The organism is Paenibacillus sp. FSL H8-0548 (assembly GCF_038630985.1).
GTDB lineage: Bacteria > Bacillota > Bacilli > Paenibacillales > Paenibacillaceae > Pristimantibacillus.
On sequence record NZ_CP152049.1, the window covers coordinates 4,295,507 to 4,322,236 of the forward strand.

General features: G+C 45.7%; 30 protein-coding genes. 1 reads left to right on the forward strand and 29 read right to left on the reverse strand.

Annotated elements, in window-relative coordinates; translation table 11 throughout:
- Nucleotides 1–261: 261 nt before the first annotated feature.
- The 28 genes from MHI37_RS18685 to MHI37_RS18820 form a co-directional block, all read right to left on the reverse strand.
- Nucleotides 262–510, reverse strand: a complete 249-nt coding sequence (locus MHI37_RS18685; protein WP_076334765.1) for a hypothetical protein — start codon at nt 508–510, stop codon at nt 262–264.
- Nucleotides 479–1,750, reverse strand: a complete 1,272-nt coding sequence (locus MHI37_RS18690; protein WP_342556499.1) for a transposase — start codon at nt 1,748–1,750, stop codon at nt 479–481. Before MHI37_RS18690 ends, MHI37_RS18685 begins: the two co-directional genes overlap by 32 nt.
- Nucleotides 1,751–2,619: 869 nt before the next feature.
- Nucleotides 2,620–3,432 (reverse strand): sporulation transcription factor Spo0A, encoded by an 813-nt coding sequence (gene spo0A / locus MHI37_RS18695; protein WP_076336868.1) that lies wholly within the window; start codon nt 3,430–3,432, stop codon nt 2,620–2,622.
- Between the two features lie 384 nt (nt 3,433–3,816).
- Nucleotides 3,817–5,136 carry a SpoIVB peptidase gene (spoIVB, locus tag MHI37_RS18700; protein ID WP_179090207.1) on the reverse strand — a complete coding sequence of 440 codons (1,320 nt, stop codon included), beginning with the start codon at nt 5,134–5,136 and terminating at the stop codon, nt 3,817–3,819.
- A gap of 123 nt (nt 5,137–5,259) precedes the next feature.
- Entirely contained in the window at nt 5,260–6,972 is a 1,713-nt protein-coding gene (gene recN, locus MHI37_RS18705; RefSeq protein ID WP_076336866.1) for a DNA repair protein RecN, read from the reverse strand.
- A gap of 14 nt (nt 6,973–6,986) precedes the next feature.
- On the reverse strand, nt 6,987–7,439 hold the full coding sequence (argR, locus tag MHI37_RS18710) for a transcriptional regulator ArgR (RefSeq protein ID WP_076336865.1): 453 nt from the start codon (nt 7,437–7,439) through the stop codon (nt 6,987–6,989).
- 18 nt (nt 7,440–7,457) lie between these two features.
- Entirely contained in the window at nt 7,458–7,925 is a 468-nt protein-coding gene (locus MHI37_RS18715) for a hypothetical protein (RefSeq protein WP_076336864.1), read from the reverse strand.
- A gap of 178 nt (nt 7,926–8,103) precedes the next feature.
- Nucleotides 8,104–8,934: a TlyA family RNA methyltransferase gene (locus tag MHI37_RS18720; protein WP_076336863.1), complete on the reverse strand. Its 831-nt coding sequence runs from the start codon at nt 8,932–8,934 to the stop codon at nt 8,104–8,106.
- Between the two features lie 15 nt (nt 8,935–8,949).
- Complete coding sequence (gene dxs / locus MHI37_RS18725; RefSeq protein ID WP_076336862.1) at nt 8,950–10,896, reverse strand: 1-deoxy-D-xylulose-5-phosphate synthase; 1,947 nt, start codon at nt 10,894–10,896, stop codon at nt 8,950–8,952.
- 81 nt (nt 10,897–10,977) lie between these two features.
- The gene (locus MHI37_RS18730; RefSeq protein WP_076336861.1) at nt 10,978–11,889 is read right to left on the reverse strand and encodes a polyprenyl synthetase family protein; all 912 of its coding nucleotides are present in this window, start codon (nt 11,887–11,889) and stop codon (nt 10,978–10,980) included.
- Nucleotides 11,890–11,891: 2 nt separating this feature from the next.
- Nucleotides 11,892–12,146, reverse strand: a complete 255-nt coding sequence (gene xseB / locus MHI37_RS18735) for an exodeoxyribonuclease VII small subunit (RefSeq protein ID WP_076336860.1) — start codon at nt 12,144–12,146, stop codon at nt 11,892–11,894.
- 4 nt (nt 12,147–12,150) lie between these two features.
- On the reverse strand, nt 12,151–13,500 hold the full coding sequence (gene xseA, locus MHI37_RS18740) for an exodeoxyribonuclease VII large subunit (RefSeq protein WP_076336859.1): 1,350 nt from the start codon (nt 13,498–13,500) through the stop codon (nt 12,151–12,153).
- Nucleotides 13,501–13,508: 8 nt separating this feature from the next.
- On the reverse strand, nt 13,509–14,369 hold the full coding sequence (folD, locus tag MHI37_RS18745; RefSeq protein WP_076336858.1) for a bifunctional methylenetetrahydrofolate dehydrogenase/methenyltetrahydrofolate cyclohydrolase FolD: 861 nt from the start codon (nt 14,367–14,369) through the stop codon (nt 13,509–13,511).
- A 50-nt stretch (nt 14,370–14,419) separates the two neighbouring features.
- Complete coding sequence (gene nusB, locus MHI37_RS18750; protein WP_076336857.1) at nt 14,420–14,863, reverse strand: transcription antitermination factor NusB; 444 nt, start codon at nt 14,861–14,863, stop codon at nt 14,420–14,422.
- 128 nt (nt 14,864–14,991) lie between these two features.
- On the reverse strand, nt 14,992–15,222 hold the full coding sequence (locus MHI37_RS18755) for a DUF2273 domain-containing protein (RefSeq protein WP_076336856.1): 231 nt from the start codon (nt 15,220–15,222) through the stop codon (nt 14,992–14,994).
- A gap of 14 nt (nt 15,223–15,236) precedes the next feature.
- Complete coding sequence (amaP, locus tag MHI37_RS18760; RefSeq protein WP_076336855.1) at nt 15,237–15,794, reverse strand: alkaline shock response membrane anchor protein AmaP; 558 nt, start codon at nt 15,792–15,794, stop codon at nt 15,237–15,239.
- 97 nt (nt 15,795–15,891) lie between these two features.
- A complete protein-coding gene (locus MHI37_RS18765; RefSeq protein ID WP_076336854.1) occupies nt 15,892–16,299 on the reverse strand; it encodes an Asp23/Gls24 family envelope stress response protein in 408 nt (135 codons plus the stop codon).
- Between the two features lie 135 nt (nt 16,300–16,434).
- On the reverse strand, nt 16,435–17,790 hold the full coding sequence (gene accC / locus MHI37_RS18770) for an acetyl-CoA carboxylase biotin carboxylase subunit (RefSeq protein ID WP_076336853.1): 1,356 nt from the start codon (nt 17,788–17,790) through the stop codon (nt 16,435–16,437).
- A gap of 53 nt (nt 17,791–17,843) precedes the next feature.
- Nucleotides 17,844–18,335 carry an acetyl-CoA carboxylase biotin carboxyl carrier protein gene (gene accB, locus MHI37_RS18775; RefSeq protein ID WP_076336852.1) on the reverse strand — a complete coding sequence of 164 codons (492 nt, stop codon included), beginning with the start codon at nt 18,333–18,335 and terminating at the stop codon, nt 17,844–17,846.
- Nucleotides 18,336–18,574: 239 nt separating this feature from the next.
- Entirely contained in the window at nt 18,575–19,192 is a 618-nt protein-coding gene (locus MHI37_RS18780) for a SpoIIIAH-like family protein (RefSeq protein ID WP_076336851.1), read from the reverse strand.
- A gap of 35 nt (nt 19,193–19,227) precedes the next feature.
- Nucleotides 19,228–19,860, reverse strand: coding sequence for a stage III sporulation protein AG (gene spoIIIAG / locus MHI37_RS18785; protein ID WP_076336850.1), 633 nt, complete (start codon nt 19,858–19,860; stop codon nt 19,228–19,230).
- A gap of 31 nt (nt 19,861–19,891) precedes the next feature.
- Nucleotides 19,892–20,644, reverse strand: coding sequence for a stage III sporulation protein AF (spoIIIAF, locus tag MHI37_RS18790; RefSeq protein WP_076336849.1), 753 nt, complete (start codon nt 20,642–20,644; stop codon nt 19,892–19,894).
- A gap of 17 nt (nt 20,645–20,661) precedes the next feature.
- A complete protein-coding gene (spoIIIAE, locus tag MHI37_RS18795; protein WP_076336848.1) occupies nt 20,662–21,909 on the reverse strand; it encodes a stage III sporulation protein AE in 1,248 nt (415 codons plus the stop codon).
- A 5-nt stretch (nt 21,910–21,914) separates the two neighbouring features.
- The gene (gene spoIIIAD, locus MHI37_RS18800) at nt 21,915–22,310 is read right to left on the reverse strand and encodes a stage III sporulation protein AD (RefSeq protein WP_076336847.1); all 396 of its coding nucleotides are present in this window, start codon (nt 22,308–22,310) and stop codon (nt 21,915–21,917) included.
- A gap of 39 nt (nt 22,311–22,349) precedes the next feature.
- A complete protein-coding gene (gene spoIIIAC / locus MHI37_RS18805; RefSeq protein ID WP_076336846.1) occupies nt 22,350–22,553 on the reverse strand; it encodes a stage III sporulation protein AC in 204 nt (67 codons plus the stop codon).
- A gap of 15 nt (nt 22,554–22,568) precedes the next feature.
- Complete coding sequence (gene spoIIIAB / locus MHI37_RS18810) at nt 22,569–23,087, reverse strand: stage III sporulation protein SpoIIIAB (RefSeq protein WP_076336845.1); 519 nt, start codon at nt 23,085–23,087, stop codon at nt 22,569–22,571.
- Nucleotides 23,084–24,112, reverse strand: a complete 1,029-nt coding sequence (spoIIIAA, locus tag MHI37_RS18815) for a stage III sporulation protein AA (protein ID WP_076336844.1) — start codon at nt 24,110–24,112, stop codon at nt 23,084–23,086. The genes spoIIIAB and spoIIIAA overlap by 4 nt, the downstream gene beginning before the upstream one ends.
- A 103-nt stretch (nt 24,113–24,215) precedes the next feature.
- Entirely contained in the window at nt 24,216–24,482 is a 267-nt protein-coding gene (locus MHI37_RS18820) for a YqhV family protein (protein ID WP_076336843.1), read from the reverse strand.
- A gap of 135 nt (nt 24,483–24,617) precedes the next feature.
- Between MHI37_RS18820 and MHI37_RS18825 the strand changes: the two genes are divergently transcribed.
- Complete coding sequence (locus MHI37_RS18825; protein WP_076336842.1) at nt 24,618–25,331, forward strand: 2-phosphosulfolactate phosphatase; 714 nt, start codon at nt 24,618–24,620, stop codon at nt 25,329–25,331.
- A gap of 66 nt (nt 25,332–25,397) precedes the next feature.
- On the opposite strand, the gene MHI37_RS18830 is transcribed toward MHI37_RS18825, so the two are convergent.
- Nucleotides 25,398–26,651 carry an aspartate kinase gene (locus tag MHI37_RS18830; RefSeq protein ID WP_076336841.1) on the reverse strand — a complete coding sequence of 418 codons (1,254 nt, stop codon included), beginning with the start codon at nt 26,649–26,651 and terminating at the stop codon, nt 25,398–25,400.
- Nucleotides 26,652–26,730: the final 79 nt, after the last annotated feature.

Consider the following 26,730-nt stretch of genomic DNA (forward strand, 5'->3'; position numbering starts at 1 on the left):
TCCCTTGCTTGGGGCTGGTATAAATAGCTGTTCCAGCTATCCATCCTCTCACACAGCATTCAAGTAAACGCTGTCAAATGAGTCAAAGCCATTGGGACTGCCTATATAATATAACAACCTCAGACAAAATGCTTTCCACATGGTTGCTGAAATTCGTTGATTTTTTTACTGGTATTGCTTTTCTTTATACATGTAGAACTTATACTTTCCTATATTTTCAGAACAAAATCACCTACGGTGAATTTACGTACTAGCCGACGGTTACTTCTCCGCCGGCTCTTTCTTCCTCACCAAGTCTCCGTTACACTCCGGGCATACGAACACAGGACTCTCCTCAGGTCCTAATTCATAAGAACACTCTCCTACGATGAAATCAGGCACAGGATCTAAACATCCGCAATCTACGCAAACATAATCGATAAAGACTTCTTCCTCCTCATCATCAAAGGAAAATAGTTCAACAGCTTCTTCCTTTTCGCTATCCTGTTTCTTGCCTTTCCTTTCGTTCATTAGCCCGAACCCCCCATTTCTTCTTATACGCTCGTTCACTTTCCTCATCATAATAATAAATTCGCCCATAGTCTGCATGCCAAATAACCACAAGCAACATGGTTTGTTTGCAGCAGGGACAGGCGATCGGATCCCGTTCATAAGTCTCCAACATCCGCTGACGGTACGTCTTTCTTCTCTTTTCCTTCGGCGGGAACGTCATTTCAATCTGTTTATGGACCATGTACCGCCATAAGTTAACGATCTTTTGCGACTCCTTATTCTTACTTCTGCTGTACAGGCCATACCTGCCTACCATTCGAAAATGCTTCGGCGGGATATGTTGCACCAGGGCATAAATGAATTTCATGACAGGGGCTACGACATCGATCCTCTTTCCTGTCTGATGATCTTCGTACCAGTAATGTACCGTATGGTAGTCATACTTTATAATGCGATACTCTGCGATTGCCGGACGAGCCAGATAACGTCCAATATACTTGGCCGCTCCACGGGCATCCTTCATTCGTTGTTCTGCGTTGACATAAAATCCATGCTTGTACCGACTGTACAGTTGGTTTACCAACGTTTTTACCTTCGCATCGCCAGGATGCCACTTCAACATTAAATCCATAAGTAGCTTCTGCCATGACTTTCTCAAGTAGGTAAAAGAAATATACTCCACACTCTTCCACTGCTTATGGCAATCTAACGCACCTTCCGTAACCAGGGCATGAATATGCGGATTAAACTTTAGATCCCTTCCAAACGTATGAATGACCGTAATGACGCCCACGTCATACTGTTTGCTCTTATTTTTACGCCGATAGTAATATTGGATGACCTTCGCCACTTCTTTACTAAGCTCGTTCAAACGACTCCGATCCTCAAAGAAGTATTTCCTCAACTCTTTTGGTACCGTAAACACGGTATGACGATGGGGGACATTCAGGATTCGCTCCTGTTGCTTTTCTGCCCAGTCATCGGTGTATTTCTTTCCGCATCCATGACAAAACCGACTCTTACAAGTAAAACAGATAATGACCGGTTCCGGTTTTCCCTCCGTACAACCCATACATTCATATCTCGCGTAACCCATATCCTTCGTGCCGCATCGCGTTGCCTTGTTTACGGCTTCCGGTATCGCTTTCTGCAGTTCTTCCGGGAATAGATTCGCATGAAGTTCCCAAAACCCATGAAAATGATCCTTCAAGATCTGTTTCACGATCCCTCGTTTCTTCCATGTTTCTCGCTTCTCCATAACGATCCCCCCCTATTTATTTTTTCGACTCGATTATCCACATTTTTTAGCATCGCATAATTTCCTAAACAATAAAAAAATCACCCTTACGGATGATTGGAAATCGCGGTCGCGTCAGCTCACACTTCTAACGGAACCACAGACGCTAAATCGCCTTTATTTTTCGTTTCAAGATTCTAACGGAAGCACAGGCCTCTATTTGTACCCTACATGCCCGATCTCGCTTCATTTCTGCGGAATAGCGTCTCCCTGTTCCGTTAAAATGTGACGCTAACCCAATATGCAACTTTAGCGTCTCTGGCTTCCGTTAGCTTTCGTTATCCGCTCACTGGCTGCTGCCGCAGCATCATGATCAACAGGTTCAGAGAATGCATAGTTACTCCTAAACAAGAACAAAATCACCCTTACGGATGATTGGAAATCGCGGTCGCGTCAGCTCACACGTCTAACGGAAACCACAGACGCTAAATCGCCTTTATTTTTCGTTTCAAGATTCTAACGGAAATACGCGCCTCTATTTGTACCCTACATGCCCGATTTCGCTTCATTTCTGCGGAATAGCGTCTCCCTGTTCCGTTAAAATGTGACGCTAACCCAATATGCAACTTTAGCGTCTCTGGCTTCCGTTAGCTTTCGTTATCCGCTCTCCGGCTGCTGGCACAGCATCGTTATCAACAGGTTCGGAGAATGCATAGTTTCCTAAACAATAAAAAATACCGTTATTTATTGGGTTTGTGGTAAACCCAATAAATAACGGTATTAGTTGGTATGATACACAGCCGTTTATCGGCTTAGAATCGATGATTTCAGATATTTACCGCCATAATTGTTCTGGCTGCAATCACCGTAAACCCTCACCACTACGCCATTTAGCTAACCTTATGCTCAATCCTCAGCTTATCAGCCACCATCGCGATGAACTCTGAATTCGTTGGTTTCGATTTGCTGATGTTGATCGTATAGCCAAACAAGTGGCTGATGCTGTCAATGTTGCCGCGTGTCCATGCGACCTCTATCGCGTGACGGATCGCGCGTTCAACGCGAGATGGCGTCGTTTTGAATTTTTCAGCAATAGCTGGATAAAGCGTTTTAGTAATTGCACCAAGAATTTCGATATTATTGTAAACCATCGTAATTGCTTCACGTAAATATTGATACCCTTTAATGTGGGCAGGTACGCCAATTTCATGAATGATGCTTGTAATATTCGCATCGAGGTTTTTGCCTTTTGCAATCGGAACAACATTTGATTTGAGCGTCGATGAGCTTGTCGTAAAGCTGCCAGAAGATGAGTAAGTTGGACTGCCAACAAGCTGACGAATACGATTCGCCAGAATATCCATATCAAACGGCTTTAAAATATAATATGAAGCTCCGAGCTGTACTGCTTTTTGCGTAATATTTTCTTGACCGAAGGCGGTCAGCATAATAATTTTAGGCATTGGAGAAATATTCATTTCCTTCAAACGCTCAAGAACACCTAACCCATCCAAATGAGGCATAATAATATCAAGGATAAGTACATCTGGAACGTCTCTTGCTTCCTCCAAATGTCTTAAAACCTCTTCCCCATTATACGCGACTCCACTTACACTCATATCACTTTGTTCGGATATGTATTCCGATAACAGGTTTGTAAATTCACGGTTGTCATCTGCCAATAAAACTTCGATTTTATGCAAGTTGTGGGCCTCCCTTAATTGATATTCATGATTTCGCTCACTAGTTGTCTGCTTAAAGTTTTCGACATGTGAAGATGATTTCCTTCTGTCGAAAATTATTTTTCTTTATTTATTTACGAAGTTTCGATATAATTAAAAATTTGTTACATGTAACGATAAGTTTCATTCTTGTTCGACAAAATTCATTGCTGTTTTTTCGTTTCATGCGTTTTTTATTTTTTGCCAATAACAAGGTGAAACGGCTGTAGCAGTCCTTATGGCGATGGCGCGTTTCATTCCGGAGAAATATAGAGATAGTATGGCGAGATGCTATACTTTCCTATATTTTCAAAAAAACATCTGCTTAAGCTGAGCTCAGCTTAAGCAGATGTTTAACTTCTTTCGCTATGCAGCCTCTCTAATTGCCGACTTGAGCAATACTCCCGCGTCCTGCAGCATCCACTCAATAAAGCAGCCATATCCAGAGGAAGGATCATTTACAAATACATGAGTGACGGCACCAACAAGCTTACCATCCTGAATAATTGGACTTCCAGACATCCCTTGAACAATACCGCCTGTCTTGCTCAGTAATCGTTTATCAATAATCTTGATAACCATTCCTTTAGTGGCTGGACCGGATTGCTTGGTTACATGAACGATTTCGATATCAAAGCGTTCAACCTTTTGTCCGTTTACAACAGTTAAAATTTCCGCAGGACCTTCTTTGACATCTTCGGCAAAGGCTACGGGTAATGCTTTTTCACTGTAGGTATGAGTAGGAACTTCATTCATTTTGCCGAAAATGCCAAACGGAGTATTACGCTCAACATTTCCTAATATTTTACTTTCCTTCACAAAATGTGCTCTTTTTTCTCCCGGCTCACCATTTTGGCTTTTGTTAATGGAGGTTACACTGGATTGTAAGATTTGACCTTCGCCTACTTCAATCGGCGTTTGCGTATCCATATCTGTTATAACATGTCCCAGCGCTCCATATACGCCTTGATCAGGGGCATAAAAGGTTAACGTGCCAACACCTGCTGCCGAGTCTCTAATGTACAGTCCTAGCCGCCAAGCTTTATCCTGTGCATCGAAAACAGGACTAAGCTGCGTCTTGCTTAATTGACCATCTCGCTTAAAAGTAATTTCTAGAGGCTTCTTGTCATTGCCAGACCTCTCACTTAGCTCTGCAACCCTGTGGACCTGATTAATGTTAGTACCATTGATCTTAACAATCAAATCGCCCAGGCGGAGTCCAGCAGCTTCTCCAGGTGATTGCTTCATACCATCGGTACCTGCGACCTGATGATGCCCTACAACCAGAATGCCTGAGGATTTAACTTTAACTCCGATGGTCTGTCCCCCTGGTATAACACGCAAATCCGGTACAACATTAACTTTAACCGTTTTGAAAGGAATTTTACCAAATAATTTCACTTTCATCTTCGTTTGACCGCTTTGGATTGACTGCAGTGACAGTGGCTCGTTCAAATTTACGGATAAAGAATGACTTGTGGTTCCATTAACCTGAAGCATCTGAGGATCGACCGTTACTTCAGCATGAACGGGCACTCCGTAATGCAATCGTTTCAGTTGCCCGGAGAATAAACGAAGTTCATTCGGGATTGCGGCAAAGTGTTGAAACGGGGTGGAGCTTCCGATCATGCAAATGAAGATAACGAGAACTAGGCCAAACCATCGCTTCCTTTGATTGGAGTTCAATGATTTCACGCTCCCTGTATTTCCATCGCATGACGTAGAAGGCAAAGTCGCCATTGGCGTACCTTTAAGTTACCCTCACCCAGTCGTTTTATGTCCACAAAAAGATTCCCTAATTGGCTTCCATTACGCCCCTTTCTGTCGATGCGCTAAATCAAGCATTTCTTGTGCATGATTCCTAGTTTTGTCAGTGATCTCAACGCCGCCAAGCATTCGGGCCAGCTCGTCAATTCGTGTCTTTCCAACAAGCTCATCAACTGAAGTTGAGGTTCGTGATCCAATAACCTGTTTGCGAATTTCATAATGATGGTCAGCCATACAAGCAACCTGAGGAAGATGAGTGATTGAGAAAACTTGGCATTTCTTTGCCAGCTGCGACATTTTCTCTGCAATTGCTTGTGCTGCACGACCGCTGACTCCTGTATCTACCTCATCGAAAATCAATACAGGCACTTGATCAATTTCTGCGAAAATACTTTTCAGAGCAAGCATAATGCGCGACATTTCTCCTCCAGAAGCAATTTTATTAAGGGGCTTGAGCGGCTCTCCATGATTTGTGGAAAGCATAAAAACCGCTTCATTCATTCCATTAACATGCAATCGAATGTCCTTATTTCCCACTGTCCCTGTATAGGTTGTATCAATTTGAACACGGAATTTTGCCGATGGCATTTGAAGCTGGCTAAGCTCTTTCTCAATCGACTCAGACAGCTTCGTAGCTGCATGCTCGCGCAAATGAGATAATTCTTTCGCAAATATTAACGCTTGCTCATATAATTGAGCTTCTTCTCGATGAAGCTCTTCCAGCATTTGGTCACGATTTTCAATTTTATCTCGATCGATAATCGTGCGTTCCAAATAGGATAGAATTTCTTCGATTGATTCCCCGTATTTGCGTTTCAAGCTATGAATTAAATCAAGTCGATCCTCCACCTGCGAAAGCTCATTAGGATCTGATTCAATACTGTCGCGGTAGTCACGGAGCTGGAAAGCAGCATCCTCCGCTTGATAAAACGCGGATTGAAGCTGCTCCAGCAGCGGATTTAATTTTTGTGCATCATAGGTTTGAATATCGATCAGCTTGGCTACTGCTTTGCTCACCATATCCAGCCCTTTCCCTCCGTAAAGCAAGGAATAAGCTTCAGATACGCCATCCATTCTTTTTCCTGCATACATTAGCTTGCGTCTCTGTTCAGCTAGTAATTCATCCTCTAATGGCTTAAGCTGCGCATTCGTTATTTCCTCAATCTGAAAACGATACAAATCCAGCATTTGAACATTATGCCTGGTTGAGTTTTCCAGCTCCCGAAGAGAAGTTCTCACACGCTGCAGTTGGCCGAAAAGTTGACGATAATTTTGTTTGCGCTCAATTAATAAATCTCCTGCGAAAAGATCCAGCCATTCCAAATGCTGCTCTGTACGCAGCAAGGATTGATGCTCATGCTGTCCATGAATGTTGACCAGGCATTCGCCAATCTCCCTAAGCATCGTCATCGTAACGAGCTGTCCATTCACTCGACTGCTGCTCTTCCCGTGCGATGACAACTCTCGTCTAATGACCAGCATCTCATCGGAATTGGCATGTACACCAAGCTTGCTCAAAACGAGCCAAACAGGGTGATTGCTTGGCAAGTCGAACATAGCCTCCATCTCAGCCTTGTCACAGCCGTACCGTACCATATCTGCGGAGCCTCTACCGCCAACCAGTAAGCTGAGTGCATCAATTAAAATAGATTTACCTGCTCCTGTTTCTCCTGTCAACACATGGAATCCATGATGAAAATTAACGTTCACTTCTTCAATTACCGCTAAATTCCGAATAGACAACTCACGCAGCATGGCATAATCACTCCTTAATTCAAAAGTTCAAGCAAACGTTCTACAATGTCCCCGCTCTGCTTCTTGGTTCGACAAATCATCAGTATGGTGTCATCACCGCAAATGGTACCCATTATCTCTGACCACTCCATATTGTCAACCAATGCCCCTATTGCATTCGCTGAGCCTGGCAGACACTTCATTACAACAAGGTTGTCCGTAAAATCAATATGTACAAAGTGATCAAGCAAAGCACGCTTCAGCTTGTGAATTGGATTTTGGCGTTGATGATCCTGAGGCAGCGAATATTTATAATTCCCCTCGCCTGAAGGTACTTTAATTAGCATTAGTTCCTTCATATCACGAGAAACCGTTGCCTGTGTAACCTGCATCCCTGACTCACGAAGGGCTTCAACTAGCTCCTCCTGCGTCTCAATCGCTCGATTCGTAATAATCTCCTTGATTTTAAATTGGCGAATGCCCTTCATATATAAAACCTCCATGAGTTAATGGTCTGCGATGTGAAACGTAATTTTACGTATGACCTTATCTCTTGCATCAACGAACAATATTCCATCACATTCAGGCAAGAGCAGTGAATACACAAGCAAGCGTTCTCTAACTCCGCTTGCCGTCCAATCCATTGGCTTCCGCTCCCGTGCTGTTTTCACAATAAACGTACAATTATCCATTTCCGCAATGTAATCAATATATAACCGACTTCCCTTTCCAAGCGGCACTCCATCCAACTGGATTGGAATCGGCACCAAATGCTTTCCTGAACGAACAGTATATCCCGCCTGCTCCAGCAGTACGATATTCTCATCATCTGGAGCTAGGATGCCGCCTTTGCCGAGTTTAAGACGATTCACGCCTGCAGGCTCGTGCAGCCAACGATAAAACATCCTGAACAGCCATATGACGAGCAAGCAGCCAGCCAGCAGCATAATAAACCAATCACCGTACATTCCCATAAGCATCCCCCATCTACGAATGATCATATCTTTAATCGTTCGCGATGCTGGGGGCATTTTCCTGTTTTAATCCGATACCGAACGTTTGTTTGCTTTTGTACAGTTTATCAAATACAGCAGGTCGCTGTAAAGTAAAAAAAAGATGTCGGCAGCATTAAATCTGCACGACATCTTCAATTTATTTATTAGCGGTAAAAGTCTCACTCGCTTGCTTAACTAATCCAGCTAATGCAGCATCATCAGGAATGGCTGTATTTGGCTCTGCGGACCAAGTCCAATAAGCCAAAAACTCAATATTGCCTTCCCCGCCTGTAATCGGCGAGAAAGTAACATCCTGCAGTCTGTAGCCGATCTCAGCAGCAGCGGTCAGTACTGTACGCAGAACATCTTTGTGAACGTTGGAATCGCGTACGACACCCGATTTGCCAACCTTCTCACGCCCAGCCTCGAATTGCGGCTTAATTAAAGCTACAATGCCAGAACCAACCGATAATAATTGAGATAATGCAGGCAAAATAAGCTTTAACGATATAAAGGATACATCAATAGAAGCAAAAGTTGGAGGCGGTCCTATCAAATCAGTCGGCTGTGTATAACGGAAATTGGTACGCTCCATGACATGTACACGCTCATCCTGCCTAAGAGACCAGTCCAGCTGATTATAACCAACATCAATGGCATAAACATAAGCAGCACCATTCTGTAGAGCACAATCCGTAAAACCTCCGGTTGATGCGCCGATGTCAAGCATCACTCGGCCGTTGAGCTCAATGCCGAAATTCCGAATTGCTTTCTCCAGCTTTAAACCGCCACGGCTAACATAAGGATGCAAAGCACCCTTTACCTTAATATCCGCAGTACGAGCTACTTTCATCCCGCTTTTATCCACCGGCTCGTCATTTACGAGTACAAGTCCCGCCATCAAGGCCGCTTTTGCTTTTTCTCTGCTTTCATAAAAGCCGCGCTCCACTAGAAGCACATCAATTCGTTCTTTTGCAGTTGTTGTCATCTTTCTCCCTTAGCATTACTGTTTTCCAGTAACTCGCTTCATTCGTCTTGGCTGCTGCATCGTTCGCATTTCATTAGCTACTCTCTCTGCAGTTAAACCAATTTCTTTTCTTTGTTCATTTATGGTGCCATGCTCCACGAAAACATCTGGAACACCTATAATACGAACAGACAAGCCATAAATGCCTTTCAACGAATAGAACTCCAGCACTGCGCTCCCTAAACCACCGAGCTCAGCACCTTCCTCCAGCACAATGATATTTTTGCCTTCCGCAGCGAGCGTCAGCAGCATCTTCTCGTCGAGCGGTTTAATAAACCGAGCATTAACGATTTGAATATTCGAGCCGTCTCGCTTAAGCAGCTCAGCAGCTTCTTCAGCCACCTGAAGCATTGGACCAATCGCTAAAATCACGCCTGAATCACCTTCTCGAACCGTCTCCCAGCTGCCAATGGGAAGAGCCTCAGGGCTAGCTTCCATTTCTACGCCTAAGCCAGCGATTCTCGAATAGCGAACAGCAATCGGACCATCATTGTAATCCACAGCAGTTTTGAGCATCTTTCTGAGCTCATTCTCATCTTTTGGCATCATAATAACCAAATTAGGTATATGTCTCAAAAACGAAATATCGTAAACGCCATGATGAGTCTCGCCATCTGGTCCTACAAAGCCTGCACGGTCAATCGCAAAAATCACGTTGAGGTTCTGACGGCAAATGTCATGAACAACCTGATCATACGCCCGCTGCAAGAAAGTGGAATAGACTGCAAAAACCGGTTTCATGCCTTCCAAAGCAAGCGCTCCTGACATCGTAGCCGCATGCTGCTCAGCAATTCCAACATCAATCATTCGATTCGGAAATTTAGCTGCGAATGGCAGCAAACCAGATCCGCCCGGCATAGCAGGAGTAACAGCAACAATTCGCTCATCCTTCTCAGCCAGCTCAATCAGCATTTGACCAAACACATCTGTATACATCGGCGGGCCTACTGCCTTGAGCACCTGTCCAGACTCAATTTTGTATGGAGTAATGCCATGCCATTTGAAAGAATCTGCCTCAGCTGGTGAATAACCCTTGCCCTTGACAGTTAGAACATGTACAAGCACAGGACCCGGCATAGCGTCTGCTTGACGCATAATATCAAGCATTTGCTCAATATCATGACCATCTACAGGTCCAAGATAAGTAAGTCCAAACTGCTCGAACAAAATCCCGCTTACAAGTAAGTATTTCAAGCTATCCTTAAAGCGCTCAGCCGTCTTGGCAAGCTTTCCGCCAATGGCGGGTATTTTATTCAGCAATTGCTGAAGCTCTTCCTTAGCCTTATGATAATGACGGTCTGTGCGTATTTTTCCTAAGTAATGATGCATTGCTCCTACATTCGGCGCAATGGACATCTCATTATCATTCAAAATAACGATTAAATCTTTTTTCTCGTGACCGATATGATTAAGCGCTTCGAGTGCCATGCCCCCAGTAAGTGCGCCGTCTCCGATAACAGCAACGACACGGTTGCTCTCACCCTTTAAATCACGTGCTAACGCCATGCCCATTGCAGCAGATAAGGAGGTGCTGCTATGTCCGGCTTCCCAGACATCGTGCTCACTCTCCGCTCTTTTGACAAAGCCGCATAAGCCCTTGTATTTACGCAGGGTATCAAACCGATCCTTACGCCCAGTTAAAATTTTGTGCACATATGATTGATGTCCTACATCAAAAATAAACTTATCTTCAGGACTATTAAATAAATAATGCATAGCTAAAGTCAGCTCTACAACTCCTAAATTAGGAGCTAGATGACCGCCTGTAACAGAAAGATTCTCAATAAGAAACTGACGAATTTCACCAGCCAGTTGCTCTAATTGAGCTATAGTTAGATTCTTCAAGTCTTGAGGTCCGTTAATCTGGTCAAGCAGCAATTTGCTTTCCTCGCTTTCGCGGACAGCTTCTATCTGCCGTCCCATGTACATCTACACATCTACATATTTTTCATTATAGCATACTGAAATTTATTTCCCAACCAAAATGGAAAAAGCATGACGTTCTCAATGATCGCGTTGAACGAGATAATCCGCAATTTCAAGCAGTCTCTCTGGCGCCAGCAGCTCAGCTTCCAGAACAGCAGACTTCGCTTCTTGGGTTAATCGTTCCACCTGAGCTTTGCTCTCTTCTATTCCGATAAGGAAAGGATACGTTACTTTATTTTGCTGTACGTCACTATTGGTTTTTTTGCCGAGCTTCTGCTCATCCCCAATTAGATCTAATATATCGTCTTGAATTTGGAAAGCAAGTCCGATGTTGCGACCATATTGAGCAAGCAGCGCTAGCTGTTTATCTGTTGCCCCTCCAATACGTCCTCCCGCAGTAACCGAAAAAACGATAAGATCGCTGGTTTTGTGCAGATGAATATATTCAAGCTCTGCAACCGAGGTTATTCCTTGCTCTCCCAGCATATCTGCTACCTGCCCGCCAACCATCCCAGGAGCACCAGCTAGCTTAGCCAGATCCTCTACTATAGCAAGCGCTACTTCAGCAGCAATTCCGCCTAGACGCGCCGCTTGAGGAATAAGGTAAAAAGCATGGGTAAGCAGTGCATCGCCGGCTAATATCGCCATGGCCTCTCCAAACACCTTATGATTCGTCGGCTTGCCTCTACGGAAATCATCATCATCCATAGCAGGCAAATCATCGTGGATCAATGAATACGTGTGGATAAACTCAACCGCGCTAGCCACTGGCAACGCAGCATCCAATGCAGGCTTGCCTAATATGGCTTCCGCCGCGGATAGAACTAAAGCGGGTCTTAGACGCTTGCCTCCTGCTTCGAGTGAGTATTGCATCGCCTCCCGCAGCAATGAAGGAACGTCCCATGTACTAGGCAGCGATTGTTTAAGCGAAGCTTCCGTCAGCTCCGAGCATTTCGTTAAATATGCTTTTATGGATGGCCTCTCGTTCAAGCTTATTCCCCTTTATCCTCGTTCACGTCTGCAAACGTTTTTTTCTGAAAGCCTTGCTCCGTCTCAATCAATAATTCGATTTTGCGCTCGACCTGCTCCAGCTTTCCACCACATAGCTTTGACAATATCATGCCTTCTTGAAAAAGTTCAATTGCAGCTTCAAGAGGAACATCACCACTCTCAAGCTTCGAAACTATGGAGTCAAGGCGCTCCATTGCTTGCTCAAAATTAAGCTCGCTATCCTTTTTAACCGCCATCGGTTTAATCTCCCCTCAATGAATCTACACGACAGTCAAGCTGACCATCTGCTATCTTCACCTTAACGATATCGCCCAGCTTTACATCGTGAATCGATTTAATGAGCTGCCGCTCTTGCTTGTCGTAAACGAGACTATAGCCTCTAGACATTACTTTTAACGGGCTTAACGCATCGAGCTGTCTCATAGAGCTATGTAGACTGTTCTTCTTTTCCTTTAAAATAAGAGCCATCGAAGTCTCCAGCTGCTTGCTTGCTGTCTGCCACCTTTTCGCAGCGAATACTGCACGTTCACCCGGATGATGACCAGCAATGGTGGTTTGGAGCTTAGCCAGGCGAGCATGTCCGCGCTGCGCAATCTGCTTCGTCCGCTGTTCCAGCTGCTCTGTCAAACGGTCAAGACGTTCGGCTTGATCGAGCAGGTATCGGCGTGGATGCAAAAAGAAAGGCGAACGACGAATCCGCTGAAGCTTATCCTTATCGATCTGAACTCGATAACGAATACCCTGTACGAGCCGCTTCTGTTGTCGCTGCAGCTGTTGCTGCAATTCAGCCATGCTTGGAACGGCAAGCTCCGCTGCTGCTGTAGGTGTGGCCGCTCGCAAATCGGCAGCAAAGTCAGCAATTGTAAAATCCGTCTCATGGCCTACCGCGCTAATTATCGGTATTTTTGACTCGGCAATGCTTCTAGCTACTGCTTCCTCGTTAAACGCCCACAGCTCTTCAAGCGAGCCGCCGCCGCGTCCAACAATTAATACGTCGGCTTCGCCAAAACGGTTCATTGCTTCAATCGCCTTAACGATTTCTGGAGCGGCTTGTTTCCCTTGAACGAGCACAGGATATATATATACAGGTACTAAAGGATACCTGCGCTGTAGAGTAATAATAATATCACGTACCGCTGCCCCAGTCGGTGATGTAATGACGCCAATTGCTCGCGGAAAGCGCGGAATTGGACGTTTTCGCGATTGGTCAAATAGCCCTTCTGCGCTCAGCTTGCTCTTTAACTGCTCGAAAGCTAGATATAAGCTGCCAATGCCGTCAGGCTGCATGGATTGTACATAAAACTGATAATTGCCGTCACGCTCATAAACGGAAATATTACCTCTGGCAATTACCTTCGCACCCTCTTTAGGGATGAATGGAAGCCTCTGGTTATAGGAGGCAAACATGATTGACTTTATCCTGCTGTCGCTATCCTTCAGCGTAAAATACATATGTCCGCTGGAGTGATGAGTGAAATTCGAAATTTCGCCGCGAAGTAAAATATCAGAAAGCAGCGTATCCGATTCCATTTTCATTTTGATATAACGATTAAGCTCTTTAATGGAATAAACCCGAGGCTGCTCCGCCATGCCTGCAATCACTCCTTGATTCCGTTTGCCCTTTTTGCCGCCGTAATCGTGTTCTTCATAAGCAAGGTAATGGTCATTGGGCCTACTCCGCCCGGTACAGGCGTTATGTAGCCTGCCGTATCCAAACAATCATCAAAATCAACATCGCCAGCGAGCTTTCCATCAGGAAGACGGTTAATGCCTACATCAATAACGATGGCGCCAGGTTTAACGAATTTACTGTCGATTGCTTTTGCTTTCCCGATTGCAACAACGAGTATATCTGCTTGTTTTGCAATTTCCTCCATATTAGCTGTACGGGAATGACAAATCGTCACCGTGGCATTCTCGCGAAGCAGCAGCATTGCTACCGGCTTGCCAACGATATTGCTTCGGCCGATGACAACAGCATGCTTGCCGGAAATATCTACACCGCTGCGTTTAATGAGCTCAATAACACCTGCTGGGGTACATGGAAGGAGACTATCATCGCCAATGACCAAATTCCCAACACTCTCCGGGTGGAAGCCATCAACATCCTTTGCAACACTTATCGCATCAATGACTGCCTTCTCGTTAATATGTTTCGGAAGCGGCAATTGAACAAGAATACCATTAATTGAAGCTTGATTGTTCAAGCGTTCGATCAATGCAAGCAATTCTTCTTCGCTCGTTTCAGCCGATAGGCGATGTACTTCAGAATAAATTCCAAGCTGCTGACACGCCTTTTCCTTAGAACCGACATATACTTTCGAAGCAGGATCCTCTCCTACAAGTACAACGGCTAAACCAGGAATAACTCCCTTTTCTTTCAAGGCTGCAGTTTCCGTAATCATTTCCTCACGGATAAGGTCGGATATCTTCTTACCTTCAATGATTTGTGCGCACATAGCTCCAGTCTCCTTTGAATTAAATGTATGATATTTCTTTAAAAAAGCAATTAAGATTTGAGCTCTTCAACCTCTTCAAGCAGCTTCCCAAGCACGCCATTCACAAATTTACCAGATTCCTCTGTGCCAAAATGTTTAGCAAGCTCGATCGCTTCATTAATCGCTGCTTTAGGGGGTACGTCATCACGGAATACAATCTCGTAACAAGCCAATCTTAATACTTGACGGTCTACACGTGACAAACGATCGATATGCCAGCCAGTCAAAAACTGCTGCAGCATGCCGTCTATTGCTTGCTTATGCTCCATTACGCCTAATACAAGCTCACGTATAAATTCATCCGTACCGCCGACCTCAGAAGGGTCTGCTCCAATTTCATTTTCTTGACGAAGCTCCTCCATCAGCATATCAACCGCATCTGATGCAGAAACCTCATTCATTTCCATTTGGTATAAGCATGATACTGCTATTTCTCTCGCTAATCTACGTTTCATGTGACCTCCACGGCAGCTTTATGCCGATAAAATGGTTTGTGTTCCTATTTCAAAAAAAAGCCTATGATCTCCTCCCTGCCACGAATTAGCGGCTATCCGAAATCCGGAGTACGGAGGAGACCACAGGATCATTTAAACGGCCTGAATCTTTCTAACAACGAATACCAAAGCCGCTGCCATGGTAAGATAGGTCCGTTGTTTGTTTCCTTATGCAAACCAATCCAATACCCGATGGACACAAGCAGCGCTACAAAAAGCATGTCCCAAAAACCAACAAATAAATATAAAAACCCAAAAAACAGACCTATCGCAGCGCCAGCAGCGCGCTTCCCGTAGATGGCCCAGAACTCCGTCCACATCAGCAAACTCACCTCTATTCCACGCGACTCTTAAACGTGCCCGTTTGAATGATGTTCGCAACATATACTGCAACGTTCATTACAGGTATACCGGCTATGTCCTCAACATGCTCCTTCACGGAGCGTTGAATTTCCTCAGTCAGCACCGGTATAGAGCTTTCCCCATCAACAACAGCACGAATAACGATATCGAGTCCAGCATCAGTAGCACGGATACGCGTGCGCAAATCCTTTACCCCGCGCTGACGAGATGCTGCCTTCATTGCTAAATTTTCGATCGTTTCAAGAGAGATGCGAATATCACCAAAGTCAGTTCTTTGATCAATTGACGGAGCACTTGCCGAACCGCGATGAAGCGATACGATAAAAAATCTCAAGCTAAGGAAAAACAGGATGACACCCGTTACAGCTATCGTAATTTTGATGGAATCGATACGATATAAATCGCCAATCAGATCATTCAATAGATCCTCCGATATCCAACCAAACCCAATGGAGAGCAGAAATAAAGATAAACATCCAATTACGATGCTATATAAAAATAAAAGCAGCTTGTCCACGACTTTAACCAACGTAGCGCCTCCTCCTGCCAAGCCGAATGAAAACCCCCTAGCGCCGAGCGGCATGCCCAATCACCAGGGGGTTGTACGGAATTTAATTAAGCTTAATCTATTTAACTCTGTAAGGGATCTCATCTTCTTCCGGCTTCTCAGGCGTCTTGAAATGTACGTCGTGAATATGTACGTTCACTTCAATAACATGAAGACCCGTCATCATCTCAATGGAGTGCTTCACATTCCGTTGAATTTCGGTAGCAATTTCAGGAATCCGGTTACCGTATTCTACGATAATCGAAACATCCACTGCCGCTTCACGCTGACCAACTTCAACTTTAACGCCTTTAGATAAGTTTTTCCGACCAAGAAGCTCAACGATGCCTCCAGCGAATCCGCCGCTCATACCAGCGACTCCATTAACTTCGATCGTCGCTAAACCAGCGATAACCTCAATCACTTCAGGTGCGATTTGAATGGTGCCAATGTCCGTTTTCTCATACTCAGCAGCAATCGTACTCATGATGGCTGTACACCTCCTTAAAGTTGCGCGTACACGGCGCAGAGCCTAGCAATGAACCGTATCTTGTTAATATACTATAACATTCGCCAAGAAATATGACAAACAATACTAGTTGTTCACAGCATTGCCTTATTGTCATTCTTTAGCGTTAATATCATGCTCTTCTAGGAATTTTATATCGAAGTCTCCGCTCACAAATTTCGGGTGGTTCAGCAGCTTCAAATGGAATGGAATGGTCGTCCGAATTCCTTCAATTGCGAACTCAGATAATGCCCGTTTCATTCTCGCGATTGCTTCCTCACGAGTGGCTCCCCATACGATTAGTTTTGCAATCATCGAATCGTAGTGAGGTGAAATCGTGTAGCCAGGATATACAGCACTATCGATACGTACGCCTGCGCCGCCGGGAGGCAAATAAAATGGAATCAAGCCTGGAGACGGCATGAAATTCCGTTCTGAATCCTCAGCGTTAATCCTGCATTCAATGGACCAGCCATTTATTTTCAAATCGCTTTGCTCAAAGGACAGCGGATTACCTTCTGCTACAGAAATCATTTCTTTAATGAGATCAACATTCGTAATCATTTCAGTTACGGGATGCTCAACCTGAATACGTGTATTCATTTCCATAAAGTAAAATTTTTCATCAGGCCCGAGTAGAAACTCAAGCGTACCTGCACCTGAATAGTTTACTGCAAGCGCTGCACGAACAGCTGCTTGACCCATTCGTTCACGAAGCTCTGGCGTTAATACCGAGCATGGTGCTTCTTCTACGAGCTTCTGACGACGACGCTGTACGGAGCAATCACGTTCAAACAAATGAACGGCATTGCCGTGCTTGTCCGCCATAATTTGGATTTCGACATGCTTCATGCCTGTCAGATATTTTTCCAAATATACGCCAGCGTTGCCGAATGCCTTCTGAGCTTCCTGCTGTGCCGTCGTAATTTGTGAAATCAGCATCGTCTCGTCATCAGCAATTCGAATACCTTTGCCTCCGCCGCCGGCTGTCGCTTTTATAATAACAGGATACCCAATTTCTCGAGCAACACGAACCGCATCCTCCATATTTTCCACAAGTCCATCCGAACCAGGAATAATAGGAACATCAGCTGATTTCATCGTAAGCTTCGCAACGGCCTTATCGCCCATCCTGTTGATCGCATCTGGAGATGGACCAATGAAGGTAATGTTGCATGACTCGCAAATTTCCGCAAAGTCAGCATTTTCCGCTAAGAAGCCATAGCCGGGATGAATCGCGTCGCATTCGGTAATTGTAGCTACGCTCATAATATTCGTTAAATTCAAATAGCTGTCTTTCGATGCGGTCGGTCCGATGCAATAAGCTTCGTCTGCCAGCTTCACATGAAGTGAATCGCGATCCGCCTCTGAATAAACAGCAACTGAGCTAATGCCCAGCTCGCGGCATGCACGAATGATTCGAACCGCAATTTCGCCGCGGTTGGCAATTAATATTTTGTGAAATTTCACGTAGGAACCCCTTTCAAACAACAGTTTCCCTGTTTCGACGTTTACTCACTTCTTTATTCTGGCTTCACAAGGAACAATGGCTGGCCATATTCCACGAGCTGACCGTTGGATACTAAAATCTCCACGATCTCTCCGCGAACCTCAGCCTCAAGCTCATTCATCAGCTTCATCGCTTCAAGTATGCAAACAACGCTCTTGTCGCTTACACGGTCGCCGATTTTAACGAAAGCAGATGTTTCTGGAGTCGGCGAGCTGTAGAAGGTTCCAACCATTGGCGAAACAATTTGATGCAAATGATCTGTAGACGGCTGTACTGCCACTGTTTCTTGCACAGCTTGAGACTGAGCTGCTGGAGCTGCTTGTTGTACTTGTAGAGGTGCAGTCGCGTATGTATGCGTAATTGGGGCTGCTTGCACATTCACCACTTCGGTTTTTCCAGGCTTGCGGATGAGCAGGCGAGTCCCTTCGTTTTCGATTTCCAGCTCATGAACGGAAGTTTGATCAACCAATTTGATCAACTCTTTGATCTCGCTCAATTTGAACATGAATATTTTCACTCCTTAAATTTGCGATAGAAAAATTGCTTCCATAGCTTGTTGCCATAGAAGGTAACCATCTCAATATTAATAATTCTTTCACATAACGATTAACATTATATCATAAACAAGCCTGAACACGAACAATTTTTGTTTTATCGGCAATGACAGCACAAAAAAAGACACTGCTACCACCAGCTTACATGCTGGCGGAAGCAGCGTCCTCCTGTTTAATTTGATGATGTTTGTTATGGAATATAACGTACCGACACTTGATCTGCTCCTACATCCATAGTGCTCATTACTAATTTGATAATATCCGCTGCTTCTTTTTTCTCCAGCTTTTCGCTTGAGACTACGACACTGAACTTGTCACTTTGTTCATCGATCGCCACCTGCTCATAGCGCGTCAACAACTCTGATTCAATTCCAGTCAGCTTCGCGTTTTTCTCCTCCAGCATTTCAAGCTCGCCTATTGCAGCTACTGGCTCTTCTATATTTGATTTCGTTTCTGCGATTACAGCCATAATCCGATTGCCTTCCTCAATATTTTTTCGCTCCCGCTTCGCGAGCAATTCACTGAACACACCGCCTGCTGCCAGACCTTGCTCCTCAATGAGGGCGAGTGTTTTCTGATCCTCTTCGCTGAGAATTTCACCATCTGTTGGAAGCTCCACTTCATTTACAATGAGCGCATCCCCTTTAGTAGAAGCCTCTGTAGCATTTTGTGCTGCTTGCTCCGTTTTGGAGCTATCTGTCAGAACCTCCGGCGAGTCTACATCTTGCGTAAATAAATAATAAGCAGATAATACCACCATCAAGCTAAGCATTGATACGAGCCATACCGTTTGTCTTTTCGTGTTCATGTGAACACCCTCCCCAACATTTCAATTTTGTTGAACTACTGTTTGCTCGGCACTACAGAAATTCGGTTAACCGGGACGTTAATTCCCTTTTCAACAGCATTGATGATGAGACGTCTGACCGTCATATTTTCTGCTCCTCTAGCGACAATGAGAATTCCACGAATGCGCGGATTAATCGTTTTGGTTATAATCGGCTTCTGATCTCCCGAGATTTCATACAATACGACCTGTCCGTCCTTGGTGATGGAGGTGATGTGGCGTTTACCGCCATTCGGATCGTTCTCATCTGTAGTCTGCTGTGATTCTTGCTCATTCTGCGCAATAATAATTTCCTCTGTCGATTCGACCGTTACGAGCACATCCACACTTCCTACACCAACAATTTTCTCCAGAATCTCTTTCAGCCTCGCCTCCAAAGGATGCTCAATTGCAGCAAACATCGAGCCAGAGGAAGCAGCCGAATTGTTCCAAGCAGCCTCGGTCTGCGGTGGTGGATTCGGATCCTGTACAGACGGTTCCACTTCCTTATAGGTTAAAAATGAATTCATAATCATTAGCGCTGCGCCAATCCCACCAACGATGAGCAAAATTCGCAGCGTCCTAATTCGCTTTGGACCGCCGGGACCTCCGCTAACCGCTGATTCTATGCCTTCCAGCCATTTGGCCACCGCGCCTTACCTCCTATCTGTCCCTAGACATTCATTGCTTCTCCATCTTTGCTGGCTGCCTTACCACAATGTTGCCCCCCTCGACCCCCCAGCCCCTCGTAATCAATTCACGAATGGCTGAAGCAGTAGGCGCATCTGCCTCCGACCACTTGCTTTTAGCTCGGCCTTGGTTCTGATCCTGCTTCTTTTTCGTATCCACATCCTGATCGCTAAGCTGAGAATCCTGATTTCCAGAAGACTCGATCTCAATTTCAACGATGACTGGCTTCACGATTTCTATGGCCGTTTCATCCCCTGTTGAGTTAGTCGACTCGCTCGCCGCTTGGAGAGTAACTGTAATTTGACTTATGTAAGGCATTTGCTTACCAGAGTGAGTGACCCACTTCAGTATCGCGTCTACCTCCTCGACAGGAGCCTTTGTTTGTTCAAGCAGCTCTGTGCGGATCGTCGCTTCAAGCGTCCGCTCTGTAAGCTTTGCAGCTTCAAGCGTACGTTTCTCGCTCATTGCTTCCGCATCCCTCGTAATTTGGTTTAATCCGGTCATCTGCACCTCTCGTGTCATCGCCGATTCACTCCACTGCTTCATGCCTTCATCCAGCTTCTCCCCTATGTCACTTTGCATAAGCTTTAATATGGGGGAGAGTATCGTCAGCAGTATAAACAAACCTACGACGAGCCGTGCATAACGCTGCATGGCTTTGTTCGGAAGCAGAAGCTCGACGAATACAGCCAGCAAAATAATTGCGATGATGTCTCTCAGCCAGTCGCTTAACCAAGCAACCACACCATTCGTCTCCTTCCTTACCTAACCATCAACGACGCATTTCCTGCAGTCAAAATGATTGTTACCGCAAGAAAAAACATGAGACTGACAGCAGCCAAAGCCGCAAAAACATAGATCATGGTCTTGCCTATCGTCTGCAAGCAGCTCACGATTGGCGAATCTCCCAACGGCTGCATAACGGCAGCGGCAATGTTGTAAATGAGCGCAAGTGTCAATATTTTGATTGCAGGGAACGCGCTGATGAATAGTAATATGATCACGCCTGCCAAGCCTACCGCGTTTTTGGCAAGCATAGATGCTGAGATGACCGTATCCGCAGCGTCTGAAAACATTCTCCCCACAACGGGTACGAAATTCCCTGTCACAAACTTCGCAGTTCTTAGGGTAACGCCATCAGTGACCGCGCCTGTTGCACCTTGTACAGAAATAACACCAAGAAAAACAGTCAGCAGAACTCCGAGTACGCCTACGCCAATATTTCGCAAAAGATTGGCTAGCTGCGTAACTTTGAATTTCTCCGATAGTGCACTGGTAATATGAAGAACCGCTGAGAAAAACAAAAGTGGAAAAACAAGTGTGTAAATCAGCGTGCCAACGGCATGAATCATAAAAATGATCAACGGATGCAGGACCGATACCGTAACGACATTGCCCATAGAAGCCAGCAGCGTAAGCAGCAGCGGCACCATCGCCAGCATGAATTGAATCATGCTCTCAATTGCACCCTTTGCATATCCCATTGCCACATGGAAGCTGTTAACCGCAATAATGATGAGCACCATATACGTGATGGAATAAGCAACCTTGCTAACCGCATTTCGTTCAAATGCATTTTGCAGCGTTTCCAGCACCATGCTGAATACCGTAAGCATAACGATAGTGACGAGCAGCTTTCCATTGTACAGCACCTCATGCCACATGTACCGAAGCAGCCCTTTAAACATATCGGTGAACTTTAGCCCGCCGCCTCCTGGCAAAATCATTTCCATAAAGCTTGGAATCCGCTGTTCCGGAAAGTAGCCGCCATATTCACTGCGAAGCTTATTCCAGTAATTTTCTACCGTCCCTGTCTCAAGTCCGCCCAGCTGCTCCATCGCAAGCTCCTTGGCAAGCTCTTCTGCTTGTTTCTGGCTTCCTTGCGCCGGCGCTTCGCCCTCACCGCTTATTGCATATCCAATATTCGGAACGAAGGAGAATAGAAACGTCGCTATAAGTACAAAGAGCAGCAGCTTGGCCGAGTCCTTAGAAGGAGTGAGCTTAATCATAGTTCTCAGCCTCCCTCCGGCAGCAGCCCAATAACCGTCTCGACGATCACGCTAATGATAGGAACGGCCATCACGAGAATAAACACCTTGCCGGCAAATTCGATTTTCGAGGCGATTCCCTCTTGCCCTGCATCCCGAACAATTTGCGCCCCAAACTCCGCAATGTACGCGATTCCGATTATTTTCAAAATCGTCTTCAAGTAAATGGAAGGGATGCCTGAACGATTAGCCAAATCCTCAAGAACAGTAATAACGAGTTCGATTTTTCCGACGAGATATAAGAAGATAAAGAGACCCGTAAATGCTGCGAGCAAAAAAGAGAACATCGGCTTTTGCTCTCGAACGACAAGGATGAGAATAGAAGCCGTCAGACCGAGACCGACGATTTGAATCATTTCCATTGCATCCACCTGCTTACATCAACGTCCGATAAGAGACGTCTACTGGAACAAAAATATCGATTTTATTTCCTGAAACAACTCATTCAAGAGACGAACTACCATAAAAAGTACAACAACAAATCCAATCAAGGTAACCCAGTGCGCCATATCTTCCTTTCCCATTTGCTTTAGTACCGAATGTATCATAGCGATAACAATTCCGATTCCAGCAATTTGGAAAATGGCGCTCACATCCATGTTCATTTATGCGGCACCCCATTACACCATCAAAATGACGACCAGCACAGCGATCAAAACTCCAAGACTTTTCCACATCTTCTCGTAACGCCCCTGATCATCTCTCGCTGAGTCCTCCTCTGCTTTCAACTGCAATAGTGCCAGATGGATATGCTTCATTTGATCATCCTTATCGCTTATTCCGAGCGTTGAGCCTAACCGAATGAGCACTGCCTGCTCGTTTTTCCGCATCGATGTTGCACTCCACTGAGAAGTAATAGCCTGCTCCCAGCTATCCCGGAAGCTAAAGCTTTCCGTTTCCCAAACGCCGATTGCTGCCTTGCGAAAAATAGAAGCCAGCGGCTCAGGTGTTGCCGATGCTGTTCTCTCCAAAGCTTCCGGCAGCGGGGTATGTCCGTAGCCGATCTCCGTTTCCAGCCGCTGCAGCGCATGTGCGAGCTGACGCAGCTGCCTTGGCCGCTCTGCAAATTTCGCTGCTTGCTGAAACCCAATCATCGTGCCTGCGAACAGGACCAATACCGCACCTAGCAGCTTAATCATGGATCATCAGCTCGAAGCCGCCCTGCATAGGCATGTACCGCATCCACAGCTTCGCGCGAGGGTGAGCGGGCAATTACAGCTTCTGCAGGTACGACACGATGCATAATGCCTTGCTCTGTGCGCTTAAGCTCAACCACGTACTTAAACGCCCCTTCCTCCAGCAGCTTGAGCAATACGGGCCTGCCCTTGGCATCCTGCAAATCGTAGGCGTGGGCTGTAGCGACTATGCTGATTCCTGCATGACTTGCCTCACGAATAGCTTCACCATCCTCCGGTCTGCCGATTTCGTCAGCGATCAGCACCTCAGGCGACATCGAACGCACAAGCATCATCATCCCTTCAGCCTTTGGGCAAGCATCCATTACGTCAGTTCGCGGACCTATATCAAAGGTCGGAATACCTCGAACACAAGCCGCAATCTCTGAGCGCTCATCCACAATGCCTACTTTCCTGCCTTGCCAGCCGCTCGACTCAAGCAGCGGCCACAAGCCATAGCTGACTGATCTAGCTATATCTCGGATGAGCGTCGTTTTCCCTTGCTGCGGAGGTGCCAATATGAGAGTGGAATGAAGCGTTTTTCTCGTCCGATCAATTAGCTTTGGCAGTAAATGAGCACTTGCACCGATCACTTCTCTCGCTACTCGAATGTTAAAGGCGCCAATGTCGCGAATGCCGCGAACAACCCCTCCATCCAATATGGTTCTGCCAGCAAGTCCAATCCGATGCCCGCCTGAAACGGTAATAAATCCTCTTCGCAGCTCCTCCTCCATCGCGTACAAAGAATAGTTTGTAATACGCTCGAGCAGCTTGCGGCACGTATCTGCTGACGGCTTGTATGCTCCATCAGCGGCCTGCCTAAGCGACCCGTCACTCATCATAAATCGAGACTGTCCGCGAAACCCAATTTCAAGCGGCCGTCCCTCTCGAATCCTAATTTCCTCGAGCTGTTCCTGCATTTGTTCAGGAAGGCGCTCCAGCAACGTCTTTAGCTCAATAGGCAGTAGGTGCGCTACTCTTTCCAGCATGCGATCATCACTCCCGGATGTTTGTCCTTCGTAGTTCTTATTTGTATGCTGATGTAGGGAAAATATGTCTGCTCCACTGACGATATGCTAGAGTTGCAATCTATTATTTTTTTAGAATACCAATCATCAAACAAATGACTCCTGCTCCCACCCAAAGAAATTTTGATGGTGACAGCTTATCTGACAAACCAACAAGACCTACCGTTGTCGTTGCAATAAGGATGAGCGGGCCAACAAGAGCAAGCGAAGAGTTTACAATAAGAGCCTTGTCAATTTGATTCAGCCTGAGCATCAATAGCGCCGCGCAAATTTCGATCGTACCGGATGTGAGTCTCAGCGAAGCCATGGTCAGCACGATTTTGTTCAGCATATAGCAATGACCTCCTTATAAATTTCATTTGTTCTTTAAGCATATGCGTGCTTGTCTAGCTTTCATGCCGAACACCTGCCCAGTAATAGGCGCATATAGTAAAGCATCGAGGAGGAGAAGGGCGGAATTACGAATATGCAAGTACAGGTAATATCAAGTGTCAACGAAGCCAGCTCCGCAAAATTCCATCATAAGACCGCTATCATTATCGACGTTCTGCGAGCAACCAGCACGATCGTTACGGCTATCGTATCTGGTGCTTTATGTGTCATTCCTGCGGAAACCGTCATGGAAGCGAGAGCGCTCCAACGACCAGGGGATTTGCTTGGAGGTGAGCGGTTTTGCCGTAAAATAGCCGGCTTCGATCTCGGTAATTCGCCTGAGGAATACACGGAGCAGGTTGTAGCAGGCAAACGGATTATACTCACAACGACGAATGGCACACGGGCCATTCATAAATCCATGCGAGCGGACCATGTATTAACTGCCTCGCTGCTCAATGCGGAAGCATGTGCCCGTACAGCAATAGAACTGCGCCGGGATGTCGTTATCTTATGTGCAGGAAGTCACGATGAATTTGCTATTGAAGATGGCTTGTGCGCAGGGCTTGTGCTTGAGAGACTGCATTCACACAGCAATGTCGCAATTGAAATGGATGATTTTGGGACGGCGATGCTCGCTTTATATCGGAATCGTGCAGCACAGGTAAGAGAAACCATTGTTAATGGAATGACAGGCAGGAAGCTAACAAAGCTTGGATTGCGGAAGGATATAGAAGCTTGCTCCTTGATCGACATTTATAAAGAAGTTCCTAGATTAAATGGCGATCAATTAACACGCGTCATCTAATAAGTGTCAAAAAAAGGCATGCCCCGAAAATACGGAACATGCCTTCTCTTCTATTTATTCTATTAATTAACGACGATCCTCTGGGCCGCCTACAAAGGCTTGCTCTTCGGTATCAAGGCCATATGCCGTATGAAGCGCACGTACAACCTCATTTAAAGGTTCAGCTACAATTACGCATGAACATTTAATTTCCGAAGTGCTTACCATCTTGATGCTCACGCCAAGCTTAGAAATCGTTTCGAACATTTTCGCTGCCACACCTGGATTGCTAACCATGCCTGCTCCAACAATGGACACTTTGACCAAGTTAGATTCAGAAGTCGTCTCACGGTAAGGAACCGTGCCGCGAATGCCTTCGATTACTGCGATTGCTTTGTCTCTATCATCACCTGAGAGTGTAAAGGAGAAATCGGCTTTGCCATCCTGCACACCGCTTTGCACGATAATGTCGACATCGATGCCGTTGCTTGCCAATGCGCCAAACACATGAGCCAGCACTCCTGGAACATCCTCAACACCCATAATGCTAATTCTAGCTACATTTTTGTCAAACGCGATGCCGCGAACGACCACGCCTTGCTCCATGACCGCTTCCTCCTTCACACTTGTACCTTCGTTTTGGGTAAAGCTTGAACGAACAACAAGCTTTACATTATTGTGTTTAGCGTACTCTACAGCACGTGGGTGCAGTACAGCGGCGCCTAGATTAGCGAGTTCAAGCATCTCATCATATGAAACCTCGTTAAGCTTTCTAGCATTTTTCACAACACGAGGGTCGGTGGAGTATATACCATCAACATCAGTATAAATCTCACACACGTCTGCTTGCATCGCAGCAGCCATCGCAACCGCTGTTGTATCCGATCCGCCACGACCAAGTGTCGTAATTTCTCCATCCTCCGTCATGCCTTGGAAGCCAGCTATAATCGCTACATTCCCCTGCTTCAGCGCATCGAACACACGCTCTGGATGAATATTGGTCATCTTCGCCTTGCCATGCACCGCTTCCGTGCGAATGCCCGCTTGCCATCCCGTAAAGGATTGGGCTTTTCCTCCAAGCTGATGGATCGTCATCGAAAGCATAGCAATCGAAATTTGCTCACCAACTGTTAACAGCATATCCAATTCCCGCGCCGGCGGATTTGGATTTAGCACCTTGGACTGATCAATCAGATCATCAGTCGTATCTCCCATGGCAGAAACGACAACAACAATGTCGTTGCCCTCTTGCTGCCTATCAATTATTCGTTTTGCTACCCGCTGCATCCGCTCCGGCGTTCCTACGGAGCTGCCGCCAAACTTCATCACTATCAACGACAAAGCCGATTCACTCCCAACCCTGACATGTAAATACAAGACATAATTATAGCATAACGAACCCCTATATTTCAAAAAAACC

Excerpts from the sequence above, each read along its gene's own strand:
- MHI37_RS18685 (WP_076334765.1), bottom strand. The coding sequence starts at position 510 with ATGAACGAAAGGAAAGGCAAGAAACAGGATAGCGAAAAGGAAGAAGCT.
- MHI37_RS18690 (WP_342556499.1), bottom strand. The coding sequence starts at position 1,750 with ATGGAGAAGCGAGAAACATGGAAGAAACGAGGGATCGTGAAACAGATC.
- recN (WP_076336866.1), bottom strand. The coding sequence starts at position 6,972 with ATGCTGCGTGAGTTGTCTATTCGGAATTTAGCGGTAATTGAAGAAGTG.
- argR (WP_076336865.1), bottom strand. The coding sequence starts at position 7,439 with ATGAAGGGCATTCGCCAATTTAAAATCAAGGAGATTATTACGAATCGA.
- MHI37_RS18715 (WP_076336864.1), bottom strand. The coding sequence starts at position 7,925 with ATGGGAATGTACGGTGATTGGTTTATTATGCTGCTGGCTGGCTGCTTG.
- MHI37_RS18720 (WP_076336863.1), bottom strand. The coding sequence starts at position 8,934 with ATGACAACAACTGCAAAAGAACGAATTGATGTGCTTCTAGTGGAGCGC.
- dxs (WP_076336862.1), bottom strand. The coding sequence starts at position 10,896 with ATGGGACGGCAGATAGAAGCTGTCCGCGAAAGCGAGGAAAGCAAATTG.
- xseB (WP_076336860.1), bottom strand. The coding sequence starts at position 12,146 with ATGGCGGTTAAAAAGGATAGCGAGCTTAATTTTGAGCAAGCAATGGAG.
- xseA (WP_076336859.1), bottom strand. The coding sequence starts at position 13,500 with ATGGCGGAGCAGCCTCGGGTTTATTCCATTAAAGAGCTTAATCGTTAT.
- folD (WP_076336858.1), bottom strand. The coding sequence starts at position 14,369 with ATGTGCGCACAAATCATTGAAGGTAAGAAGATATCCGACCTTATCCGT.
- nusB (WP_076336857.1), bottom strand. The coding sequence starts at position 14,863 with ATGAAACGTAGATTAGCGAGAGAAATAGCAGTATCATGCTTATACCAA.
- MHI37_RS18755 (WP_076336856.1), bottom strand. The coding sequence starts at position 15,222 with ATGTGGACGGAGTTCTGGGCCATCTACGGGAAGCGCGCTGCTGGCGCT.
- MHI37_RS18765 (WP_076336854.1), bottom strand. The coding sequence starts at position 16,299 with ATGAGTACGATTGCTGCTGAGTATGAGAAAACGGACATTGGCACCATT.
- accB (WP_076336852.1), bottom strand. The coding sequence starts at position 18,335 with ATGTTCAAATTGAGCGAGATCAAAGAGTTGATCAAATTGGTTGATCAA.
- MHI37_RS18780 (WP_076336851.1), bottom strand. The coding sequence starts at position 19,192 with ATGAACACGAAAAGACAAACGGTATGGCTCGTATCAATGCTTAGCTTG.
- spoIIIAE (WP_076336848.1), bottom strand. The coding sequence starts at position 21,909 with ATGATTAAGCTCACTCCTTCTAAGGACTCGGCCAAGCTGCTGCTCTTT.
- spoIIIAD (WP_076336847.1), bottom strand. The coding sequence starts at position 22,310 with ATGGAAATGATTCAAATCGTCGGTCTCGGTCTGACGGCTTCTATTCTC.
- spoIIIAC (WP_076336846.1), bottom strand. The coding sequence starts at position 22,553 with ATGAACATGGATGTGAGCGCCATTTTCCAAATTGCTGGAATCGGAATT.
- spoIIIAB (WP_076336845.1), bottom strand. The coding sequence starts at position 23,087 with ATGATTAAGCTGCTAGGTGCGGTATTGGTCCTGTTCGCAGGCACGATG.
- spoIIIAA (WP_076336844.1), bottom strand. The coding sequence starts at position 24,112 with ATGCTGGAAAGAGTAGCGCACCTACTGCCTATTGAGCTAAAGACGTTG.
- MHI37_RS18820 (WP_076336843.1), bottom strand. The coding sequence starts at position 24,482 with ATGCTGAACAAAATCGTGCTGACCATGGCTTCGCTGAGACTCACATCC.
- MHI37_RS18825 (WP_076336842.1), top strand. The coding sequence starts at position 24,618 with ATGCAAGTACAGGTAATATCAAGTGTCAACGAAGCCAGCTCCGCAAAA.